21 protein-coding genes are annotated in these 20,781 nt (G+C 60.9%); 6 read left to right on the top strand and 15 right to left on the bottom strand.

What is annotated here, in order from left to right; translation table 11 throughout:
- Positions 1-5: 5 nt before the first annotated feature.
- From I8E17_RS01805 to I8E17_RS01795, 3 genes are all read right to left on the bottom strand, one after another.
- Positions 6-1,604, bottom strand: a complete 1,599-nt coding sequence (locus I8E17_RS01805; RefSeq protein WP_069612363.1) for an ABC-F family ATP-binding cassette domain-containing protein — start codon at positions 1,602-1,604, stop codon at positions 6-8.
- A 148-nt stretch (positions 1,605-1,752) separates the two neighbouring features.
- The gene (locus I8E17_RS01800) at positions 1,753-2,331 is read right to left on the bottom strand and encodes a dienelactone hydrolase family protein (protein ID WP_069612362.1); all 579 of its coding nucleotides are present in this window, start codon (positions 2,329-2,331) and stop codon (positions 1,753-1,755) included.
- Positions 2,332-2,522: 191 nt separating this feature from the next.
- Positions 2,523-2,822 carry a DUF1127 domain-containing protein gene (locus I8E17_RS01795; protein WP_069612361.1) on the bottom strand — a complete coding sequence of 100 codons (300 nt, stop codon included), beginning with the start codon at positions 2,820-2,822 and terminating at the stop codon, positions 2,523-2,525.
- A 198-nt stretch (positions 2,823-3,020) separates the two neighbouring features.
- Between I8E17_RS01795 and I8E17_RS01790 the strand changes: the two genes are divergently transcribed.
- A complete protein-coding gene (locus tag I8E17_RS01790) occupies positions 3,021-3,974 on the top strand; it encodes a LysR substrate-binding domain-containing protein (RefSeq protein WP_069612360.1) in 954 nt (317 codons plus the stop codon).
- A gap of 34 nt (positions 3,975-4,008) precedes the next feature.
- Here the strand turns inward: I8E17_RS01790 and I8E17_RS01785 are convergent, their stop codons facing one another.
- From I8E17_RS01785 to guaB, 5 genes are all read right to left on the bottom strand, one after another.
- Positions 4,009-4,641: a TetR/AcrR family transcriptional regulator gene (locus I8E17_RS01785; protein ID WP_069612359.1), complete on the bottom strand. Its 633-nt coding sequence runs from the start codon at positions 4,639-4,641 to the stop codon at positions 4,009-4,011.
- 209 nt (positions 4,642-4,850) lie between these two features.
- Entirely contained in the window at positions 4,851-5,732 is an 882-nt protein-coding gene (locus tag I8E17_RS01780; RefSeq protein WP_069612358.1) for a dienelactone hydrolase family protein, read from the bottom strand.
- 145 nt (positions 5,733-5,877) lie between these two features.
- On the bottom strand, positions 5,878-6,300 hold the full coding sequence (locus tag I8E17_RS01775) for an MAPEG family protein (RefSeq protein ID WP_069612357.1): 423 nt from the start codon (positions 6,298-6,300) through the stop codon (positions 5,878-5,880).
- 98 nt (positions 6,301-6,398) lie between these two features.
- On the bottom strand, positions 6,399-6,971 hold the full coding sequence (locus tag I8E17_RS01770) for a hypothetical protein (protein ID WP_069612356.1): 573 nt from the start codon (positions 6,969-6,971) through the stop codon (positions 6,399-6,401).
- Between the two features lie 125 nt (positions 6,972-7,096).
- On the bottom strand, positions 7,097-8,581 hold the full coding sequence (gene guaB / locus I8E17_RS01765) for an IMP dehydrogenase (protein WP_069612355.1): 1,485 nt from the start codon (positions 8,579-8,581) through the stop codon (positions 7,097-7,099).
- A gap of 311 nt (positions 8,582-8,892) precedes the next feature.
- On the opposite strand from guaB, the gene I8E17_RS01760 reads away from it, so the two are divergent.
- A complete protein-coding gene (locus I8E17_RS01760) occupies positions 8,893-9,810 on the top strand; it encodes an alpha/beta hydrolase (protein ID WP_113367239.1) in 918 nt (305 codons plus the stop codon).
- A 29-nt stretch (positions 9,811-9,839) separates the two neighbouring features.
- Here the strand turns inward: I8E17_RS01760 and I8E17_RS01755 are convergent, their stop codons facing one another.
- Positions 9,840-10,712, bottom strand: coding sequence for an MBL fold metallo-hydrolase (locus I8E17_RS01755; protein ID WP_069612353.1), 873 nt, complete (start codon positions 10,710-10,712; stop codon positions 9,840-9,842).
- A 347-nt stretch (positions 10,713-11,059) separates the two neighbouring features.
- On the opposite strand from I8E17_RS01755, the gene I8E17_RS01750 reads away from it, so the two are divergent.
- The gene (locus I8E17_RS01750) at positions 11,060-12,490 is read left to right on the top strand and encodes a DHA2 family efflux MFS transporter permease subunit (RefSeq protein ID WP_069612352.1); all 1,431 of its coding nucleotides are present in this window, start codon (positions 11,060-11,062) and stop codon (positions 12,488-12,490) included.
- A 77-nt stretch (positions 12,491-12,567) separates the two neighbouring features.
- Here the strand turns inward: I8E17_RS01750 and I8E17_RS01745 are convergent, their stop codons facing one another.
- The 5 genes from I8E17_RS01745 to I8E17_RS01725 form a co-directional block, all read right to left on the bottom strand.
- Positions 12,568-13,305: an RlmE family RNA methyltransferase gene (locus tag I8E17_RS01745; protein ID WP_219510993.1), complete on the bottom strand. Its 738-nt coding sequence runs from the start codon at positions 13,303-13,305 to the stop codon at positions 12,568-12,570.
- On the bottom strand, positions 13,302-14,882 hold the full coding sequence (locus I8E17_RS01740) for a Ppx/GppA phosphatase family protein (protein ID WP_069612350.1): 1,581 nt from the start codon (positions 14,880-14,882) through the stop codon (positions 13,302-13,304). Before I8E17_RS01740 ends, I8E17_RS01745 begins: the two co-directional genes overlap by 4 nt.
- A 145-nt stretch (positions 14,883-15,027) precedes the next feature.
- Complete coding sequence (locus I8E17_RS01735; RefSeq protein WP_069612349.1) at positions 15,028-15,831, bottom strand: Fis family transcriptional regulator; 804 nt, start codon at positions 15,829-15,831, stop codon at positions 15,028-15,030.
- Positions 15,824-16,468: an RNA polymerase sigma factor gene (locus I8E17_RS01730; RefSeq protein WP_069612451.1), complete on the bottom strand. Its 645-nt coding sequence runs from the start codon at positions 16,466-16,468 to the stop codon at positions 15,824-15,826. Before I8E17_RS01730 ends, I8E17_RS01735 begins: the two co-directional genes overlap by 8 nt.
- Before the next feature lie 62 nt (positions 16,469-16,530).
- Positions 16,531-17,073 carry a hypothetical protein gene (locus tag I8E17_RS01725; RefSeq protein WP_069612348.1) on the bottom strand — a complete coding sequence of 181 codons (543 nt, stop codon included), beginning with the start codon at positions 17,071-17,073 and terminating at the stop codon, positions 16,531-16,533.
- A 198-nt stretch (positions 17,074-17,271) separates the two neighbouring features.
- On the opposite strand from I8E17_RS01725, the gene I8E17_RS01720 reads away from it, so the two are divergent.
- From I8E17_RS01720 to I8E17_RS01710, 3 genes are all read left to right on the top strand, one after another.
- Positions 17,272-18,324 carry a type III polyketide synthase gene (locus tag I8E17_RS01720; protein ID WP_069612347.1) on the top strand — a complete coding sequence of 351 codons (1,053 nt, stop codon included), beginning with the start codon at positions 17,272-17,274 and terminating at the stop codon, positions 18,322-18,324.
- A complete protein-coding gene (locus I8E17_RS01715; protein ID WP_069612346.1) occupies positions 18,324-18,821 on the top strand; it encodes an isoprenylcysteine carboxylmethyltransferase family protein in 498 nt (165 codons plus the stop codon). The genes I8E17_RS01720 and I8E17_RS01715 overlap by 1 nt, the downstream gene beginning before the upstream one ends.
- Positions 18,822-18,943: 122 nt before the next feature.
- Positions 18,944-20,191 carry an FAD-binding oxidoreductase gene (locus I8E17_RS01710; protein WP_069612345.1) on the top strand — a complete coding sequence of 416 codons (1,248 nt, stop codon included), beginning with the start codon at positions 18,944-18,946 and terminating at the stop codon, positions 20,189-20,191.
- Here I8E17_RS01710 and I8E17_RS01705 read toward each other — a convergent pair.
- A complete protein-coding gene (locus I8E17_RS01705; RefSeq protein ID WP_069612344.1) occupies positions 20,164-20,727 on the bottom strand; it encodes a gluconokinase in 564 nt (187 codons plus the stop codon). The two genes, I8E17_RS01710 and I8E17_RS01705, sit on opposite strands and share 28 nt — an antisense overlap.
- Positions 20,728-20,781: the final 54 nt, after the last annotated feature.

Genomic DNA, 20,781 nt, shown 5'->3' with positions numbered 1-20,781 from the left:
CCTACTTACCGATCCGAAACGGCTCGAGCAGGCAGTTCGAGCCGTCTCTCTATGCCGATATTGTCGAGAAACACCTCGTCGTGGCTGACGACCAGAAGCGCGCCGTCATAGGCCCGCAGCCCAGCTTCGACCGCCGCGATCGAATCGATGTCGAGATGGTTGGTCGGTTCATCGAGGATCAACAGCGATGGCGGCACCGTGCCGCCGAGCACGCAGGCAAGCCCGGCGCGCAGAAGCTGCCCGCCGCTCAGACTGGAGACGATCTGCAGCGCGGCATCAGCCCGGAACATGAAGCGCGCCAGGGCGGCTCGGCAGGCATTTTCGTCCGCATCCGGATTGATCCGCCGGAAATTGTCGCGGATCGAAATCGATGGATCGAGAAGGCTGACCCTTTGGTCCAGCAAGGCGGAATGGACGACCCGCACCGTGCCGCTCCAGGGTTTTAGCGCGCCGGAGACCAGCGCCAGCAGTGTCGTTTTGCCCGAGCCGTTCGGCCCGGTGACGGCAACGCGTTCCGGCCCCGTGATGATGAAATTGAAGTCGCGCAGGATTGGCCGTTCTGGCTCGTAGCCAGCGGTGACGCCCTCCATCCTGAGGACGATCCTGTTTGACGGCAGCCCTGATGTCGGAAGCTTGACGGTCAGCGGCTGCAGTATCTCGATCTTCTCGCGGGCGGCAGCGGCGTCCCGCAGAGCCTGGGCGCGGCGGCGTTCGGCGAGCCGCGTATTCTCCGCGCTTGTCGTTTCAGCCCGCTCCTTCAAGCCGCCGAGCATGATGCGCGGAATACCGCCCTTGGCCGCCATCTTCCGGCCCGCCTTGTCTCGCCGTGCCTGCCGTTCGACGGCCGCCTGGGCGCTTCTTTCCACTTCGGCGACACGCTTCTCTGCCTCGGCAAAGTCATGCTCGGCGGCGGAAAGCTCCAGCGCCTTGCGCTCGCGATATTGAGTCCAATTACCGCCGTAGCGCGATGCACCGAGCGGGGTCAGTTCGACGATCGCATCCATGGTGTCGAGCAATTCGCGATCGTGGCTGATGACGATCGCGCCTGCCCTCCAACCGGCAAGCAGATCGATGACAGCTGCGCGACCGTCGCGATCGAGATTGTTTGTGGGTTCGTCGAGAATGAGGAAATCGGGATCGTCGACGATGAGGGCAGCAAGTCCGCAGCGCGTACGCTGTCCTCCCGACAGCGTCATGAGAGGCGTTTCTGGGGTGACATCGAGCCCGATGCGGTCAAGGGCTGCGGCAATGCGCGCCTCAAGTGTCCAGTCGGCCGAGGCGAGCTCGTCATTGGTCGCCTCGCCGGCTTCCGCCCGCTTCAGGACGGTAAGCGCTTCGCTTGCACCGAAGAGATCGGCGACAGTTTCGTCCGCCTCCACCTGCACGCTCTGGCGCAAAATCCCCAAGCGACCGTTGAACGAGATGTTGCCGGATTGCGGCTGCAGCTCGCCGGAGACCAGCTTGATCAGCGTCGTCTTGCCGACGCCGTTGCGTCCGACAAGGCCGGTGCGCTCGGCGCCGAAGCTCAGATCGAGATGAGAAAGAAGCGGCCGGCCGTCAGGCGTGGACCACGAAAGATTGGATAGAACGATGGATATGGGCATGAGCAAGAATGTCCTCGATGGCAAGGCTGAACGGCATTGCGGTCGAGGTGGAATCCATTGCTGCACACATCCTGTTGGTATCAACGATGCTCATAATTAGGCGAGCGGCATCTTCAGTTCAAGTCCTGCGAGCGAAGATGCAGGCATTTCAAGTCTTGGCGTCGATGGCATCAAGGAAGTCGATGACACGTTTCCAGGTGAGATCGGCGGCCTGGGCGTTATAATCCGGCAGGCTGGCATCGGTGTATAGATGGCCGCCGCCCGGATACCGAAAGATTTCTGCCGCGACACCGGACTTGGTGATGCCTTGCCGCCAGGTGGCAACGTCTTCCTCCGGTTCGAATGGATCGGGATCTGCCAGATGAAGCTGCAGGGGCAGACCCTTGCGGGCATTTTCGGCGATGGAGGCAATCCCATGCAGGAACAGGATGCCGGCGGTCTTTTCCCGCTTGGGCCAGAGGCTGGCCGCGACGGCGGCGCCCATCGAAAAGCCGGCCAGCACGGTCGGAGCCGGCAGCCCGGCCAGCGCCCATTCGGCGCGCTCGCAGATCGTTGCCCAGCCGATCTCGTCCTTGAATTCGAACCCTTCTTCGATCGACCGAGCGATCAGGCCGTCATAGAGATCCGGCGCGAAAGCCTTGTGTCCGGCCGCCTGCACACGCTCGACCGCCTCGTGCTCAAGCGAGCGCAGACCATAGACGGAATGGAAGAAGATCACAGTTGCCATCATCGCTTCCCTATTATCGGATCAGGTCGTTAGATAAGACAGTTGCCGCCGGAAGCAACTTGCCCGCGCGTGACCTATGACGGAAACCCGGTCTCCAGAAAGAAAAAACCCGGTGTTGGCCCTTGGGCCGAACACCGGGAAAGAGGCAGGGCTTATTGGCTATCACCCTGCGGGGAAACTATGATCCGCCATCAGCCTCTTAAGCTGCTGGAGGCAGAGAGGCGCGCGCAGCGACGCGCGGAATTGGTGAGATGGCCGGACGGATCCCCGAAGAAGGTCGAGGTGGTCAGCGCAGCGTTCAGATCCTGCCTGGTGAGGCCGATATCGTGCAGCTGACTGTCGTTCAGCTCATTCAGATATTCGATTTCCTTGCGATTTCGGATTGCGCGCCAGATCGATGCGACATTGCTCAAAGCAAGCACAACGCGTGCCGTTAGCGACAGCGATGGCGTTGCGAGGCCGAGGTCAAGGGTCCGATCTGTCGTGCGCATTTCCATATTCCTTCTTTGGGCACACGCAAGCCGAGCCCCTTCCCGATGATCCGGAAAAGGGGCGCAGGCCGGGAGGAGTTCGACAGGGTTTCAGTTCGATTGGTGTGCTGAATTGCATTCAGAAGATGCCAAAGGCCTATTGATCAGTCCAACGAATGTTTCTAATGATAACTATCAAAGTCCTTTATAGGTGAGCCCATGTCCGCGCCGCTTGATATCGATCAGTTGCAGACCTTCATCGCAATCGTGGATTCCGGAAGCTTCACCAAGGCGGCCGACCGCGTATTCAAGACGCAATCGGCCGTCTCCATGCAGATGCGGCGACTGGAAGAACGCGTCGGCAAGCAGCTTTTCATCAAGGACGGCCGCGGCAATCGACTGACGGCGGAAGGCGACAAGCTGCTGAACTATGCCCGCCGCATCATTCGCCTGAACAACGAAGCCATCGCCGCTTTCGATGACAACCGTCTCGAAGGCACGCTGCGCATCGGCACACCGGATGATTATGCCGACCGCTATATGCCGGAAATCATCGGCCGCTTCGCCAAGACGCATCCGAATGTCGAGCTCTACATCGTCTGCGAGCCGTCGGTCGACCTTGCCGAGCGCATGCATCGCGGCGAGCTCGATATTGCGCTCGTGACCCACAATCCGCGCGAACGCATGTCGGACGTCGTTCGAACGGAGCCGCTCTGCTGGGTCGGCTCGGCCAACCATCCGCTGCGCGACGATGCGCCCATTCCGCTCGCCGTCGGCCGTCGTGATTGTCAGTGGCGCCAGCTCGCCTGCTCGGCGCTTGATGCCGGCGGCCGCGACTATCAGATCCTGTTCACCAGCTGGTCCTGCACTGTCGTTGCCGCAGCCGTGCTGGCTGGCATGGCGGTATCGGTCATGCCGGAATCGGCGTTGCGCACCGGCATGAAGGTGCTGACCCAGGCCGATGGCTTCCCGCCGCTGCCGCCGGTGCAGATCGGCATCATGAAGCGGGCCGGCCTTTCCGTATCGCTGATGAACGCCATCACCGCGCATATTTCGGCCTGCCTCGACAACATCACGCCGGCTGCGGTGGACGACGATCTTGATGGCGAGGTGAAGACCTATACGCGCTTCTATCCGCGCCTGCGCGCTGGGCACATTCTACCGGGCTGGTGAGATCGAAGCGCACCAGCCTGTTACTTTCGAGTGGTTACTGCTCCGGCTCCGCCAGCAGGGTGGCGCGGATCACCTGCTTCCATTCGTGCAGCATGCGCTTTGCCATCTCGTCGTCGCTCATGATGGCAAAGCGAACGGATGCGCCGATCAGATGACTGAACAGCTGCGTGCGCGCCTCGAGGTCGATGCGGCTTTCAGCCGGCAGAAAAGGCCGAATGCTGTCCAGAAAAATTTCGGCGACACGATTGCTGTGTTGAATATTGAGCTGAAGGATATCCCTGTCGATGTCCGTACCTAGCCAGACGCCGAGATAGGCGGGGTCGCTGCGAAACTCGCGATAATACCAATCGATCATGGTGCAGACGAGCTCGATGGCGTGATCGAGCGATGTCACGAAGGCAAAAGCCTCTCCGACCTTTAGCCTGATGCGGCTGGAATGCCGTTCGAGCAAGGCACGGACGATCGCCGCCTTGTCCGGAAAATACTGATAGACGGAGCCGATCGGGATCGCGGCAACCGCAGCCAGCTCGGTCATCTTCATTGCGCTCACCCCCTTCTCGGCGATCAGCGCGGCCGCGACCGACAGAATGGCATCGACACGCTGGATGCTTCGCTCCTGCTGTGGCCTCTTTCGGAACGTAATGCGGTCGGGACTATCCGGATTCATGCTCTTCCCGTTTCATTCTCACACTGAACGGCGCTCAAGCGCGCAGACGCTATGACACTAGACGCGTTCAATGCGCGTAAACGGGAAAAGCTCAATTTTAATCATCACTTAGGAGCCGTAATCGGACTCCGGAAAACGAGGCCGAAACATGGTTTCGCCCACGTAACCAACCGATCGCCGACACGTCGACATCGGTGACTTGCGTCGTTCTAGGACACGTATTTCTTCAAGAATTCCACCGTCCTTCCCCAGGCGAGATCGGCTGCCTTCTTGTCGTAACGGGCGGCCGAGGTGTCATTGTTGAAAGCATGATTGACGCCGTCATAGACGAAGATTTCGAAGGTCTTACCGCCTGCCTGCAGCTCCCTGCGATAGGCATCGATACCGGCGTTAATGCGATCGTCGAGGCCGGCATAGTGTAGCAATAGGGCGGCCTTGATTTTCGGAACCTCGCCCGCGGGCGGCTGCGCGCCGTAATAGGCGACGCCTGCCTTCAGCTCCGGCGAGATGGTCGCAAAACGGTTGACGAGGCCACCACCCCAGCAGAAGCCCACAGCGCCGACCTTGCCGTTGGCGCCATCCGTCTTTGCGAGGTAAGTCAGGCTCGCTTCGGCATTGGCGGCCGTCAATGCCGGATCAAGATTGCTGAACATGTCGCGCGCCTTGTCCTCATCCTCGGGCGTGCCGCCGAGCGGAGACAAGAAATCCGGCGCCAGCGCTACGAAACCTTCCAGCGCCACGCGGCGGGCGACATCGCGGATATGCGGGTTAAGGCCTCGGTTTTCGTGGATGACGATGACACCACCGAGCTTGCCGGCCGCATCCTTCGGGCGGGCGAGATACCCCTTCATCTCACCCTTGCTGCCGGCAAAAGTCACATCCTTCGTTTCCAGCCTGCTGTCATCGGCGGCAATGATCTCGGCACTCGCCTTGTTGGCGGCAAGCAGCGGCGCGATGGCGGCGGCGGCCCCGGCCGAGCCAGCAAGCTTGGTCAGCTTTTCCATGAAACCCCGACGATCGAGCGTCAGATGCGTATATTCGTCATAGGCGTTGATCATCGCCTGCGTCACAACGGGCTTTTCCGTGCTCATGGTCCTGTTCTCCCTGTTTCCCCGGCAGCAGGCAACAAACGACCGGCCACCCGCTGACAAGATAGGTCAGCGGATCTCAGCGCAATGGGAAAGGAAAAACACAAACGCGTTACCGCAGGTTGCGGCTTGGAGAATGCAGGCAGCCTCAGGAGAAAGCGAGCCAGATACCGAGCCAGCCCCACATGCAGACCAGGGCTGCAAAGCCGAGAGCGAAAAGCGGACTGCGATAGCGCAGATCGTTGCTGGTCACATGCACGAGGGCATGAGCGTAGCGTGCCGCGACAAAAATCCAGGCGAGGATCACGGCCGCCAGATTATCCGCCTGGGCGGTGTAGAGCACGATGCAGCCGACATGGAAGAGCAAGGGAAGTTCGAATTGATTGGCGAGGCTGTTTCGCACCACCAGGCTTTCCGCTGGCTCATCGGCTGCATGGTTTTCGCGGAATTGGTCTGGCTGAATGCGGCCGGCCTTCACCAGCACACGGCGGCGCCATCCCAGGAGCGCATAGAGGATGAAAACCAAGACCGCATGCGCCACCATGGGCCAGAACATTTCATAGCCTGTCACGCGGCCAACTCCTTTGGAACTTCCGAAAGCTATACAGTAGATCTCAAATGCTGCAGCGACCTTTGCGCGTCACATATGACGCGCGGCACTGTAGTCGATCAGGACGGTTTGGAACCGTCGCGCGATAGGTAGCGAAAAATCGCAAAACGGGCCAGCAGAATCGCTGTCACAACCAGCGTCAGGAATTTCAGCCTGATGATGATGGGCAGCAGGGTCGCAAGCAGCGATACCGTGGCATCGGAGGGCATTGCCGGCGGATAGAGCATCAGGCCGGCGATATTCTCGGCATAATCGACAAGCGTATAAAAGATCGGCAGGCAGAAAATGACCGTGGTCCCACCCGGTGGGATCGGCCGGCCGAAGAAAAAGCCGCCGGGGCCGACCAGCCGCATCAGGCAAAACAGCAACCCGCCCAGCACCAGCGGGAAGATCAGCTCCGGCCCGAGATACATGGAATGCAGGATCGCGGCCGGATCGGGATGCTCCTTGAGATAGCGCAGCATGGCGATGACATCTTCGCTCTCATAGCCGCCGATGCGCACATCGAGCATCGACTGGCCGGCGGCGGCATCGCTGAATGCTCTGGCGAAGCCGGCCTGGATCCAGGCGAAGAGTGCCAGCGAAAGAGCCGCAAGGATCGCCGCCAGGCCCTCTACAGCGCCGCGTGTCATATGTGACACGCAAAGGTCGCTGTAGCACTTTTAATCTGCTGCATAATTTTATCCTTAAATCGATCACGATTTAAGGAATTATGCAGTAAGGACCTGGCATTGCCCAAAGCGCGATCCGCCATCAATCAGCCGCCTGCGCCCGGATAGTTCGGGCTTTCGCGGGTGATCGTGACGTCATGGGCATGGCTTTCGCGCAGGCCCGCGCCGGAGATGCGCACGAAGGTCGCGCGCTCCTGGAAATCCTTGAGGTCGGCACCGCCAACATAGCCCATGGCTGCCTTGAGGCCGCCCGCGAGCTGATGCAGCACGCCGGAGACGGGCCCCTTATAGGGAACCTGGCCCTCGATGCCTTCCGGCACGAGCTTCAGCGTGTCGCGAACCTCGGCCTGGAAGTAGCGGTCAGCCGAGCCGCGCGCCATGGCGCCGACTGAACCCATGCCGCGATAGGCCTTGAAGGAGCGGCCCTGGTAGAGATAGACCTCACCCGGGCTTTCATCCGTACCGGCAAGCAGCGAGCCGATCATCGCGGCGGATGCGCCGGCGGCGATCGCCTTTGCCAGGTCGCCGGAGAACTTGATGCCGCCATCGGCGATGACGGGAATGTTCTGAGCCTGCGCAGCCTCGACCGCCGACATGATGGCTGCGAGCTGCGGCACGCCGACACCGGCGACGATACGGGTCGTGCAGATGGAGCCGGGGCCGATACCGACCTTGACGGCATCCGCGCCGGCATCGATCAGCGCGCGCGTGCCGTCATAGGTGGCGACATTGCCGGCCATGATGCGGACGGAGTTGGACAGCTTCTTGACGCGGGTGACGGCATCGAGAACGCGCTGCGAGTGGCCATGGGCGGTATCTACGACCAGAAGGTCGACGCCAGCCTCAATCAGGCGTTCGGCGCGTTCGAAACCGTCATCGCCGACGCTGATGGCGGCGGCAGCGCGCAGGCGGCCCTGGGCATCCTTCGAAGCGTTCGGGTTCAGCTGCGACTTCTCTATATCCTTGACGGTGATCAAACCGACCAGACGGCTGTCAGCGTCAACGACAAGCAGCTTTTCGATGCGGTGCTTGTGCAGCAGGCGCTTGGCTTCCTGCTGCTGGACGCTTTCTGCGACCGTGACCAGATTTTCGCGGGTCATCAGCTCGTAGATCTTCTGTGAGGGGTCGGAGGCGAAGCGGACGTCGCGGTTGGTGAGGATGCCGACGAGGCGATGCGACTTTTCGACGACCGGGATGCCGGAAATGCCGTGGGCCTTCATCAGCGCGAGCGCTTCGGCAAGCGTGGCGTCGGGACCGATGGTGACCGGATTGACCACCATGCCGCTTTCGAACTTCTTGACCTGACGGACTTCTTCTGCCTGTTGCACCGGTGTGAGATTGCGGTGGATAACACCCATGCCGCCGGCTTGGGCCATGGCGATCGCAAGACGGCTTTCCGTGACCGTATCCATGGCGGCGGAAAGGATCGGCAGGTTGAGCTCGATATCCTGGGCGATGCGGGTGGCGATATTCGTCTGGCCCGGCATGACCTCGGAGTGTCCCGGCTGCAGGAGCACGTCGTCGAATGTCAGAGCATCCAACCCGGTTGACGTTTCAATAATGCGTGCCATGGCCAATTCCTTCGTCTGTGAAAAACAGGAAAGCCCGGAACGAATCGTCTACCGGGCGATCTTGCAAGTGTTGCTTGGAAGTTGGCGAGGGCTGGTAACACGTTCATGACAGGAAGGGAATAGCAAAAAGCGCGGGGCAGATATGCTAGGCCTTGGCATGCTCCTGTCCGAGCGGTCGCGCTGCTAAGAACCGATCTGGCGAAGCAATTGCCGCCCCATGCAAGCCGAAGATTTTCGCTTGTTGTCAAAAACCGGTTTTGTCATGCTCAAAAGCCTCTCGCATCCGCATTTGGCCGGAGGAGGAATGGCACATGAAGACAGTCACAGCCGGCGTTCTGGAAATAGCTTATCGGGAAAGCGGGCCGCCCGACGGCCAGCCGGTGATCCTTTTGCACGGCTTTCCGTATGACATTCATGCTTACGATCAGGTGGCCGAGGGACTCGCGGGAGACGGATGGCATTGCTTCGTGCCGTTCTTGCGTGGATTCGGCTCGACGCGATTCCTTTCCGACGAAACCTTCCGGTCAGGAGAGCAAGCCGCTCTCGGTTCGGACCTTCTGGCTTTCATGGACGCGCTTGGCATCTCTTCGGCGACGCTTAGCGGCTATGATTGGGGTGGCCGGGCAGCCTGTATTGTCGCTGCCCTTTGGCCCGAACGTGTTCGCGGTTTGGTAAGCTGCGGGACGGGATACAACATCCAGAACATCACCGCCGCCGGCCAACCCGCGTCGCCCGAGGAGGAATATCGCTATTGGTATCAATATTACTTCCATTTGGAGCGTGGCCGAAGAGGACTGACCGAGAAACGCCACGAGCTTTGCCGTTTCATCTGGAAGCTATGGTCTCCCACATGGAGTTTCGATGACGCAACTTACGAACAGAGCTTTGCGGCATTCGAAAATCCGGATTTCGTCGACATCGTCATTCACTCCTATCGACATCGGTTCGGCGGCACTCCCGGAGATCCAGAGCTGCAGTCCATAGAGGCAGAACTAGCCAAGCAACCTGATATCGTCGTGCCAACCTTTGTTCTGCAAGGCGCCGACGACGGGGTCGATCCACCTGATGCAATCGACCATGCCGCGCCGCATTTCAAGGCCGCGTTTTACCAACGACGTATTATTGCAGGGGTTGGACACAATCTGCCGCAGGAGGCGCCTGCTGCTTTTGCAGACGCCATTCGTGCCGTTACGCATCAAGATAATGGTCTCTTTCGCGACCGTTCTTGAGCCTGCATCCCGCCGTCAAGTCGCTGTCTTCAAACATCGAACTGGTAGCTTTTCGGAATGTAGCGAAAACCTTCCGGCTGCTTTTCGACGAAGCCGACGGCGGGGAAAGGCATGTGGAAGCCGAGGAAGGGGATGCGGTCGGCGGCGATCATATCGAAGATACGGCGGCGGGTTTTCGCGGCCTGCGCCTTGTCCGCATCGAAACGGACTTCCCAATCCGGGCGGCCGAGCGATAGGACATAATGGTTGGCGGTGTCGCCGGTCATGACGAGCTGCCTGCCATCGGATTCCAGGTGGAAAACGAGATGGCCGGGCGTGTGGCCGGGCGCCAGCATGGCGGTCATGCCGCCCACGATCTGGTCGCCATCCCTAAGGAAGGTCATCTTCTCGGCGAAGGGCACGACATTGGTAAGGACTGCCTTATGCCCGCCTTCCGCCGGCGTTCCCTCGCGCGCCTTGTCGGTCCAAAATCCGTATTCGATCTCGCCGGCAACGTAGCGGGCGTTCGGAAAGGCCGGGCCATCCTCTTCCATCAATCCGTTGATATGATCGCCGTGCAGATGCGTCAGCGCAACGACGGTAACCTGTTCCGGCGTGTAGCCGACCGCCTTCAGCCCCTCGCGAAAGCGGCCGAGGCCACGAGCGCGACCGGCCGCACCAAAGCCGGTATCGACGACGATCACGTCGGAGCCGGTGTCGATGATGGCGGGCGCATAGCTGTTGACGAATTTTTCCGTCGGCAGGAAATTCTGCTCCAGCAGTTTGCGAACGGTGTCCGGCGTCTGGTTCGAGCCGAAAGTCTCCCAGGGGTTGTCCATGATGTTGGCGCCGTCCTTGACGACGGTGACGGTGCAGGATCCCAATTTGAACCGATGCGTATCCGGGGGCAGGACGGCAGTCATGATTTCACTCCTTCTGCTGATGCGCAGCGTAAGCCGCGCCTGTCGTCGCCGTCGGCAGCAGTAGTTCGGGAAAGTCGTTCTGTCCGGCCAAAATTTGGTCATGACAAGACAATCCAATTCCGCTAATACACCGGCGACGTTTTATGCGCTTAGCATTTCCATGCTCTTAGCATATGTCAAACCCTGCTTTTCACGCCCTGCGGTGTCGGACATCACGAAGACGTGATCCCCTGTCGTCCATCGAGCGAAATCCAGGATTGGCAGCGACCGCGCATAGGACTACAGAGCGGCTGATCGCGCCCTGAGCGACGGCCTTACCGTACACAGACTCATCAAGGCAGATGCCCATGAATCGCATCGTTCCATTGATCCTCGCCGTAGCCCTTTTCATGGAACAGATGGATTCCACCGTCATCGCGACAGCGCTGCCGGCTATCGCCAATGATCTGCATGTCGGTCCGATCACGCTCAAGCTGGCGCTGACCTCCTACATGGTGTCGCTGGCCGTCTTCATCCCGATCAGCGGCTGGATGGCGGATCGCTTCGGCGCGAAGAACATCTTCCGTGTCGCTATCTGCGTCTTCGTCATCGGTTCCATCATGTGCGCTTTTTCCGGCGGCCTTCTGGAGTTCGTCTTTGCCCGCTTCCTGCAGGGTGTCGGCGGCTCGATGATGACGCCGGTCGGGCGGCTCGTGCTGGTGCGCACCACGCAGAAGAGCGATCTCGTTTCGGCCATGGCGCTGCTCTCCATTCCCGCGCTCGTGGGCCCGCTTGCCGGTCCTCCGCTCGGCGGTTTCATCACCACCTATGCTTCCTGGCACTGGATCTTCCTGATCAACGTGCCCGTCGGCATCCTCGGCGTGATCTTGGCGTCTATCTTCCTGCCAGAGGTGGAAGCGACCAAACCGCCGAAGCTCGATGTCATCGGTTTCCTGCTGACATCTTTTGCCGCCTCCGGTGTCGTCTTCGGCATGTCCGTCATCAGCCTGCCGGCGCTGCCGCCCTATATCGGCATTTCGGCTGTCGTCATCGGCTTCGTCTGCGGCATTCTCTATATCGGCCACGCGCGCCGCCATCCGGCGCCGATCCTCGACCTATCGCTGTTGAAGAACGCCACCTTCCGCGCCTCGGTCACCGGCGGCACGCTGTTCCGCATCTGCATCGGCGCCATGCCCTTCCTGACACCCTTGATGCTGCAGCTCGGCTTCGGCCTCAATCCATTCCAGTCCGGCCTGATTACCTTTGCCGGCGCCATCGGCGCGATTTCGACGAAGTTCATCGCGCGGCGCGTCTTCACCGCCGTCGGCTTCAAGACGGCGCTGCTTTCGGCTGCCGCCGTTACGACAGTTACGACGATCTGCACCGGCCTTTTCCAGCCATGGACGCCGCATCTCATCATCGTCGGCATCCTGCTGATCGGCGGCTTCTCGCGCTCCTTCTTCTTCACCGGCATCAACGCGCTCGCCTTCGCCGATATCAACGACAAGCAGGCAAGCCAGGCGACGTCGATGAGCTCGGTCATGCAACAGATCAGCCTGGCGCTCGGTGTCGCCGTCGCCGCCATGATCCTGGAAACCTCGACCTTCTTCAGCGGAACGGAACTGCAGGTCCGCGATTTCCATATCGCCTTCTTCTGTATCTCGGTTCTGACCGTGCTTGCGACCATCCCCTTCATCCGGATGGATCGCAGTGCCGGTGCCATGGTCTCCGGCCACAAGGCCGGTCTCAAGCGCGTCGCCGCCCTTCAGCCGCAGGTGCAGCAGCCGGCCGCAAAATGACAACACGATCCCTACGCTTGGGCAACGCCGTAGCGTAATCGAGATCTCGCCGATTCATGGATCGAGAGCCGCCGAACTTAACGCACGGCGGCGGCTTCCGCCTCTTCTGCCTTGCCTTCCGGCTTCCGGCCCTTGAAGCCCTTTGCCAGCAGGAACATTTCCACCGACTCGGCTCTGGATGCGCCCGGCTTCACATGGATGACCTGACGGAAATTTTGCTTGAGGAAGGTCAAGAGGTCTCGCTCGGTCCCGCCCTGGAAGGTCTTGGCAAGAAAATGCCCGCCTTCCGCCAGTACCTCGACGGCGAAATGCGCAGCCACTTCGCAAAGATGCATCGTGCGCAGGTGATCTGTACGGTGATGGCCCGTCGTCGGCGCCGCCATATCGGATATCACGAGATCCGGCGTACCGCCGACGGCTTCAATCAGCCGCTGCGGCGCTGTCTGATCGAGGAAATCGAGCTGCAGGATACTGACGCCTGGGATCGGCGCCATTTCGAGGAAATCGATGGCGGCGACGCGGATATCCTCCTCGGTCGATCCGGTCACCTTGGCGGCGATCTGTGACCAGCTGCCCGGAGCGGCACCCAGATCGATGATGCGTCGCGCGCCCTTGAGGATCTGATGCTTCTCGTCGATCTCCAGCAGCTTGAAAGCGGCGCGGGCGCGATAGCCTTCCAGCTGGGCGCGCTGCACATAGGGATCGTTGATATGGCGCTGCAGCCATTGCCGCGACGAGGCCTTCAGCTTCTTTTTCTTGACGCGCTGACCGAGCTTGCGGCCCGTACGGTTGCCGGCGATGGTTGGCTTGGTCACGTCTGCGGCCCCTTCATATCCCTCGGTCGATGACCCCGGCGCGAGCGGCCCCGCCGCCATACGCCGTCGTCTGCCATCATATCGGTCAGCAGTCCCTCGCGCAGGCCACGATCAGCAACGCGCATGCGCGGGCTCGGCCAGCGGCGGCGGATCGCCTCCAGAATGGCGCAACCCGCCAGCACCAGATCGGCACGATCCGGCCCGATGCAGGGATTGGCGGCCCGACCGGCGAAATCCCATGACAGGAGCTTGGCCTGCATCGCACTCACTTCGTCATCCGACAGCCAGACGCCATCGACCCGGCGCCGATCGTAGCGCGGCAGATCGAGATGGACGCCGGCAAGCGTCGTTACCGTGCCGGAGGTCCCGATCAGGTGGAAGTCGCCGCTGTCGCGTGCGGCGCCATGAACCGGCGGGCAATCGAAACGCTCGAGCATGCGCTGAACCTCACACACCATCGTCTCGAACAGCTCCGGCGTTACATCGCGCCCACCATGCCGCTCCGAGAGGGTGACGACACCGACGGGCAGCGAAGTCCAGTGGGTGATGTGATTGGCCAGCCGGCTGGAGCGATTCTCGCCGATGCGAATGACGGCAATTTCAGAAGAGCCGCCGCCAATATCGAACAGCACGACCGAGCGCGCCTCCGGCCCCACAAGCGACGAGCAACCGGAAACGGCAAGCCGCGCCTCGGTTTCGCGGTCGATGATTTCGAGCTGCAATCCGGTCTCTTCGGTCACCCTTGCTAGAAACGCTTCGCCGTTGTCAGCGGCGCGGCAGGCCTCGGTCGCAATCAGCCGCATGCGCCGGATCTCGCGGGTCTTCAGCTTGGCCGCGCAGATGCGCAGCGCTTCCACGGCGCGGTCCATGGCATCGCTGGACAGGCGGCCACTGGCGCCGAGCCCTTCGCCAAGACGCACGATGCGGGAAAATGCATCAACCACTCGAAACTGACCCGGACGAGTCGGCTGTGCGATCAGCAGACGGCAATTGTTGGTGCCGAGATCGAGAGCGGCATAGAGATCGAGCGGACGGGAATCGGTGTCGGCATGGTGATGATGCTGCCCCTGGCCTTCACGTCGCGGCTGAGGCTGCCGGTTTTGACGGTGATCGTCATGGGCCGGCGCGTGGACATTAGCCTGCGTATTCGCTGGAGCGACGATCTGCGCCGTCTTCTCATGCACGAGAGGCCGACCCTGCAGGCCGCGCTTGCTGCGATGCTTGCGCCGATTCTTGCCGCTCTTATGCGAGGAGGGATGACCATGCTCAGGCGAAGCGCGATGCTCCGCCTGTGATGAAAACTGCTGTGTTGACGAAGAAGGCTGCGCGCCACCCTGGGCTGCGCCGCGTGCACGCCGGCGGCGCTTGCGCTTTCTGGCCGGCGAGCCAGCCTCATCTTCTGCTGGGCGCTGCGCCACCTGGCTGGACTTACCTGCCTGGCTAGCCTCCGCAGAATGAGCGTTCGGGCGACCATGACCGCGCTTACGCTTCGCGCGCCGGGAGGATTTACCCTTCCTGCGCTCTGCTGCCGGCGCCCCGTCTGCGTGCGGCGCTAGGCCGCTTTCGGGGTCACTCACGTATCTTTTCCACCGCACCGCGCAAGGCCTTGGGGGCATGCTGCTGGCGCTCGTTCGATTTTCGTTGGGCAAAGAATACCAGCAGGATGGGTTTTCGCCAAATTCTTTTTGAATTACGCCATTTCACTCGCGCCGGAAACAGCCATCAGGCGATGAGGTTCGCCTTGACATCAGCCGCAAGTTGCTGCATCCGGTCTATCGGCGCGTGACCGATCAGCATGAAGGCGTGTGTGGCGCTCGACCAATAGACGACATTCATGCCGCGACGATTTTCCATGTCCGGCGCGGCCATACCCCTGGTGGACTGAACGATGCAGAGCGCCATCGGGCCGCTTTCCGGGTCGAGATAAGCGATCTGGGCGAGTGGCTTGCTGTCATAGTTCAGGATCTGAGCACGCTTGAATTCTATGCCCGGCATGGCAATCGCTTCGGGCGCCAGCGGCAGATCCAACTTGGCACCGACCTCATTCAACTGCGCCACCTGCTGCGCATGGTCTCCGGCCGGAGCACTCAGTGTATCCGCCGTATAGAGTGAAAGATATTCCGCCACTACGGCACGCCATTCGGCATCCTCGTCCGGCTTCGAAAGCTTACGGCCGATACCGATCACCGCGCGGTCGATAGCAATGGCGGCTACGAAACTCGCGGCCATTGCGGCCAGGAAACCACGGCGGCCAATGCCAGCGGCGCGGACCTTGCTTTCCTTTGACGAGGGAATGGCGGCAAGCATGGCATCCAGCTTCGCGGCCGGCGCCTCGGCGAGTATCGGCTGAAACGCTTCAGAAAAGGGCAGCGTGCCGCGCGACAGAAAATCGAAACGCTCCGCCACGTGCTCGTCGCTGGCGATTAGCCCCTCGATCCTTTCGCGGTCGGCAGCATCCAGCTCGCCATCGATGAAGGCGGTGAGCTGTTCGTCCGTAACCGTCTGTCCTTTGTTCAATTCACTCATTTTCATTCCCCAGTCGCCCACCTCCGGACGCTTTTCCGTCAGCCATCGCCCCCATGCCATCCGCAAGTTTCGCCCGCGCTGCCGCCAATCGGCTCATGACGGTTCCGATCGGCACATCGAGAATTTCGGCCACTTCACGATAGGAAAGCCCCTCGACATAGGCCAGGAACACGGCAGTGCGCTGTGCTTCCGGCAATGCCTGCACGCGCTGCAAGACCTGCCCGGCGAGAACACGCGTTTCGGTTTCCTGTGCGCCGTCAAATACGAGCGTCTCGTCGGCATCGACGAAGCCCTGCCCCATACGCACCCGGCGCGAACGGACCTCGTTCAGCCAGATCGAGTGGAGGATGGCAAACAGCCAGCGGTCGAGCCTCGTGCCGGCGGTAAACTGCGCCGCCCGCTCCAAAGCCCTGACGCAGGTTGCCTGCACGAGATCATCCGCCACATCGCGCTGACGCGACAGCACCACGCCATAGCGCCACAACCGCGTCAGGTGCTCGGACAGGCCTGCCCTGATATCCTCTTCGCTCGCTATGACATCCTCCGCGGCATTCGCAGGTCCGGAAACCGCCGACCTTTTCGGCGGCTCCGTTGCTGTCAGACTATAAGCAGAAATAGCACCACGAGCGACCGGCATCACTCCCATATCTCTCGCAAAGCTCCCTGCTTGCCGTCTTTATCACTGACCCGGACCTGCGATCACAGGCTGGACGGGTTCATGATCGCAGCGTGGAGATCGCGATACTCCTCGCAGCTCGTATTGCCGCAGAGCGTCTTGATCGTGTTCAGCTGATCCTTGGCGAGGTCCATCTGGCCCTTGATGACGTAGGCTTCGCCGAGATATTCACGAACCAGCGTGTACTTCGGATCCATGGCGACGGACTTCTGGTAATAGGAAATGCCTTCGTCCGTGCGGCCGAGCTTGCGGGTAACATAGCCGCGATAGTTCAGCGCTTCTGCCGTATTGGGGTTCTTCATCGTGTCGAGAACCGCCAGGGCTTCCTCGTAACGATGATCCTTCTTGGCGAGCGAATAGGCGTAGTCGGCGCGGTTTTCGTCGGTGACATTGGCGCTCTGCTGCTTGACGCACTTCTTCGCCTTCTGATCGTAGATCTCGCCCTTCTTGCAAGTCGGTGTCGTGCTGGAATCGTCGCCGGCGGCGAAGACGGGAACGGCGAAAGCGCCGAGGGTCAGGCCTGCACCGAGGGCGATGGAAGCCAGGCGAAATGCTTTGGTCGTCATGAACTGTCTCCTTGGCAAAATGAACGTTGCGAGGAGAGAACACACCGTCCGGACATTTTATTCAGAGGGCGCGCGAATTTTTTTCTGATTATCCCTGGGGCCGAGCGCCGTCACTCTTTCGTGACTGTTCCGGCATCGAATAGACCGTGGCCAGCGCGTGTTTCCACCACATGCCCCTCAAGGGCACAGGAGAAACCCGTGACTGATAGCATCAAACTTCTAAGCCTCGCTGTAGCAACACCGGACAACATCATCCCTCAAACGGAAGCCGCCGAGACGGCGGGCCGTCTGTTCTCGGATCGCTTTCAGGATTTCAAATATCTCGCCCGCGTGTTCGAGAGCACCGGCATTCGCAAGCGCCATGTGGCGCGGCCGCTTTCCTGGTTCGAAGAGCCGCATGGCTGGCAGGACCGCATGGCCGCCTATGCGGAGGTGGCCTCCGAACTTTTCCGCCGTTCCGCAACAGCAGCGCTGCAGCGGGCCGATCTGGAGGCCAGAGAGGTCGACTGCATCGTCACGGCTTCGTCCACAGGGCTTGCGACGCCGAGCCTCGAGGCACGGCTTGCCGGCGAAATGGGCTTCCGTAGCGATATCGAGCGCGTGCCGATCTTCGGGCTCGGCTGTGCTGCTGGCGTATCCGGCCTCGCCGTTGCGACGAAGATGGCAAGAAGCCGGCCGGGCGCCGTCGTGCTCTTCGTCGCGATCGAGCTCTGCTCGCTCGCCTTCCGCCTGGACGAACTGACACGGCCCAACATTATAGCCACCGCGCTGTTCGGCGATGGCGGAGCGGCCTGTGTGCTGCGAGCCGGCGAAGGCGGCATTGCTAAAATCGAATCGACCGGCGAACATCTTTTCCCCGACAGCCTCGGCATCATGGGCTGGAAGATCGACGATACCGGTTTTGGCATCATCCTCGAACAATCACTGCCGGTCTTCGCTGAAACGCATCTGAGGCGCGCGGTTGCCGGGATTCTGGAGCGATCGCGGCTACTACTCTCGGATATCGACCGCTTCATCTGTCATCCCGGCGGCGCCAAGGTATTGGCGGCGCTCGAAAGCGCACTCGGCCTGGAAGAAGGCTCGCTCGATATCGAACGCGAGGTGATCCGCGACTACGGCAACATGTCCTCTCCCACGGTGCTGTTCGTGCTGGAGCGGGTGATTGCGGCCGGATTGCCGGAGCGTTCCGCCCTGCTCGCCATGGGGCCGGGATTTTCGGCAAGCTGCATCACTCTCAGGAGGCTAGCTTGATGCTGTGGCCGTCAATCACGCTTCTGACCTTCGTAACGCTACAGCGGTTGGCGGAGCTTATCTACTCCAGGCGTAACACCGCCGCCCTGCTGGCTCGCGGCGCACAGGAATATGCACCAAAACATTATCCCATCATGGTGGCGATGCATACGGCATGGCTGATGGGGTTGTGGTTGCTCGCCATCGGCCGGTCGGTCGATCCCGTCTGGTTTGTGCTCTTCATGGTGCTGCAGGGACTGCGTCTCTGGGTGCTGGTGACACTCAAGGATCGTTGGACGACACGCATCATCATCCTGCCCCGCGCGCCGCTGGTGACCAAAGGACCCTATCGCTTCCTCAGCCATCCGAACTATGCCGTTGTCGTCGGCGAGATCGCCGTCTTGCCGCTCGCTTTCGGCATGCCGCTTTATGCCGCGATCTTTTCGCTGCTCAACGGCATCATTCTTGCTATCCGCATCCGCGCCGAAAACGCCTGCCTGCGACAGGCTGCAAGCTGATCCGCATTTTTCAATTGCGCCACTGAAATTTGGCAGGCATTTTCGATGCTTAGAGCGCGGTCAGGCAATGCGGAACGAACGACCGGGCGGCAATGCAATGAGCATGCGGATAGCAGGGTGAGATGACAAAGGACGCAATCGTTCTCGGTGCTGGTATCGTCGGGGTTTCTACGGCAATCCATCTGCAGCGGCGGGGACGGCAAGTTGTCCTCGTCGATCGCCAGCCACCGGGTCAGGGAACGTCCTTTGGCAATGCCGGCCTTATCCAGCGCGAGGGCGTGGTGCCCTATGGTTTTCCGCAGCAGTTCGGTCTGTTACTGCGCTATGCCTTCAATAACCGCATCGACGCGCATTACCATCTGCGCGCGTTGCCGGCGCAGATCGCCTTTCTTGCCCGCTATTGGTGGAACTCCAACACCAAGCGCCATGAGATGATTTCGCGCGCCTATGCGCCGCTGATCGAACATTCCGTCAGCGAGCACAATGACCTCATCGAAGCCTCGCATGCCGAGGAGCTCATTCGCAAGAACGGCTGGGTGGAACTGTTCCGCTCGAACGAAAAGCGCGATGCGGAATTTGCCGAAGCCGAGCGCCTCAACCGTGAATTCGGCATCGGCTATGATGCGCTGAGCAGCGCAGAGATCGCAAGTGCCGAGCCGCATCTGAGAGGCAGCTTTGCCGGAGCACTTCGCTGGCGTGATCCCTGGTCGGTGCTGGACCCGCACGGATTGACGGCCGCCTATCGGCGATATTTCGAAAGCATTGGCGGCCATGTGACGACCGGGGATGCCGTCTCGCTCGGCATGGCAGGTTCGGCGTGGAGAATGGTGACGGCGGAGGGATCGATCGAGGCGGAGGATGTTGTCGTCGCACTCGGCCCCTGGGCCGATATCGTCACGAAACGCTTCGGCTACGCTTTCCCGCTCGGCGTCAAGCGCGGCTACCATATGCATTACGCCGCCGAGGGCAATGCCATCCTCAACAACTGGATGCTGGATGCCGAGCGCGGCTATCTGCTGGCGCCGATGAGCCGCGGCATTCGTCTGACGACCGGCGCCGAATTCGCCCTGCGCGATGCACCGAAGACCCCGGTGCAGCTCGATCGTGCCGAGGCCGTCGCCCGCACCACCTTTCCGCTCGGCGAACGGCTCGATCCGGAACCCTGGATGGGCGCTCGCCCCTGTACGCCCGACATGATGCCGATCATCGGCAAGGCGCCGCGCCACAACGGCCTATGGTTCGCCTTCGGCCACGCGCATCATGGATTGACGCTCGGCCCGGTGACCGGCCGCGTGCTTGCCGAGCTCATCACCGGCGAGACACCCTTCATCGATATTTCCGCCTATGCGCCGGGCCGATTTGCACCCTGAGCTTTTGGCTTAAGAATTGTCCGGAGGCTTTTGACGGAGGCTTCGACAATGCCTTCGATCGTATCCTCGATATCGACAGTCACGACACCGGCTTCGCCGGTCGGCACTTCCAGCGTCTGCAGCTGGCTTTCGAGCAATGACGTCGGCATGAAATGCCCTTTGCGCTCGCCCATGCGCTTCGTCAGCAGCTCTTTCGAGCCTTCGAGATAGATGAAATAGAGGTGGCCGCCGGCAGACGCCCGCAGGCGTTCGCGATAGACGCGCTTCAGCGCCGAGCAGGTAACGACAACTCCCTCGTCTTTCGCAAGGCTTGCCGATATTTCCTGGCCGATCTTTTCCAGCCAGGGCCAGCGATCCTCATCCGTCAGCGGAATGCCCTTGCTCATCTTCTCGACATTGGCGGCCGGATGCAGAGCATCGCCTTCGATGAAATGGATGCCAAGCTTGGCCGCGACACCCTCACCGATTGAGGATTTGCCGCTGCCGCTCACACCCATGACGATGATGGCAAGGGGAATGTCTTGATTATCGCGCATAAGGCCTGTCCGGAATGATTGACTTGAACCGGGCACGACCGGTCTTCTCGCCAG

Source organism: Rhizobium sp. AB2/73 (genome assembly GCF_020871915.1).
GTDB classification, from domain to species: Bacteria; Pseudomonadota; Alphaproteobacteria; order Rhizobiales; family Rhizobiaceae; genus Rhizobium; species Rhizobium dioscoreae.
Note: the sequence above shows the minus strand (reverse complement) of the source record. Positions and strands in the feature narration are given on the sequence as shown.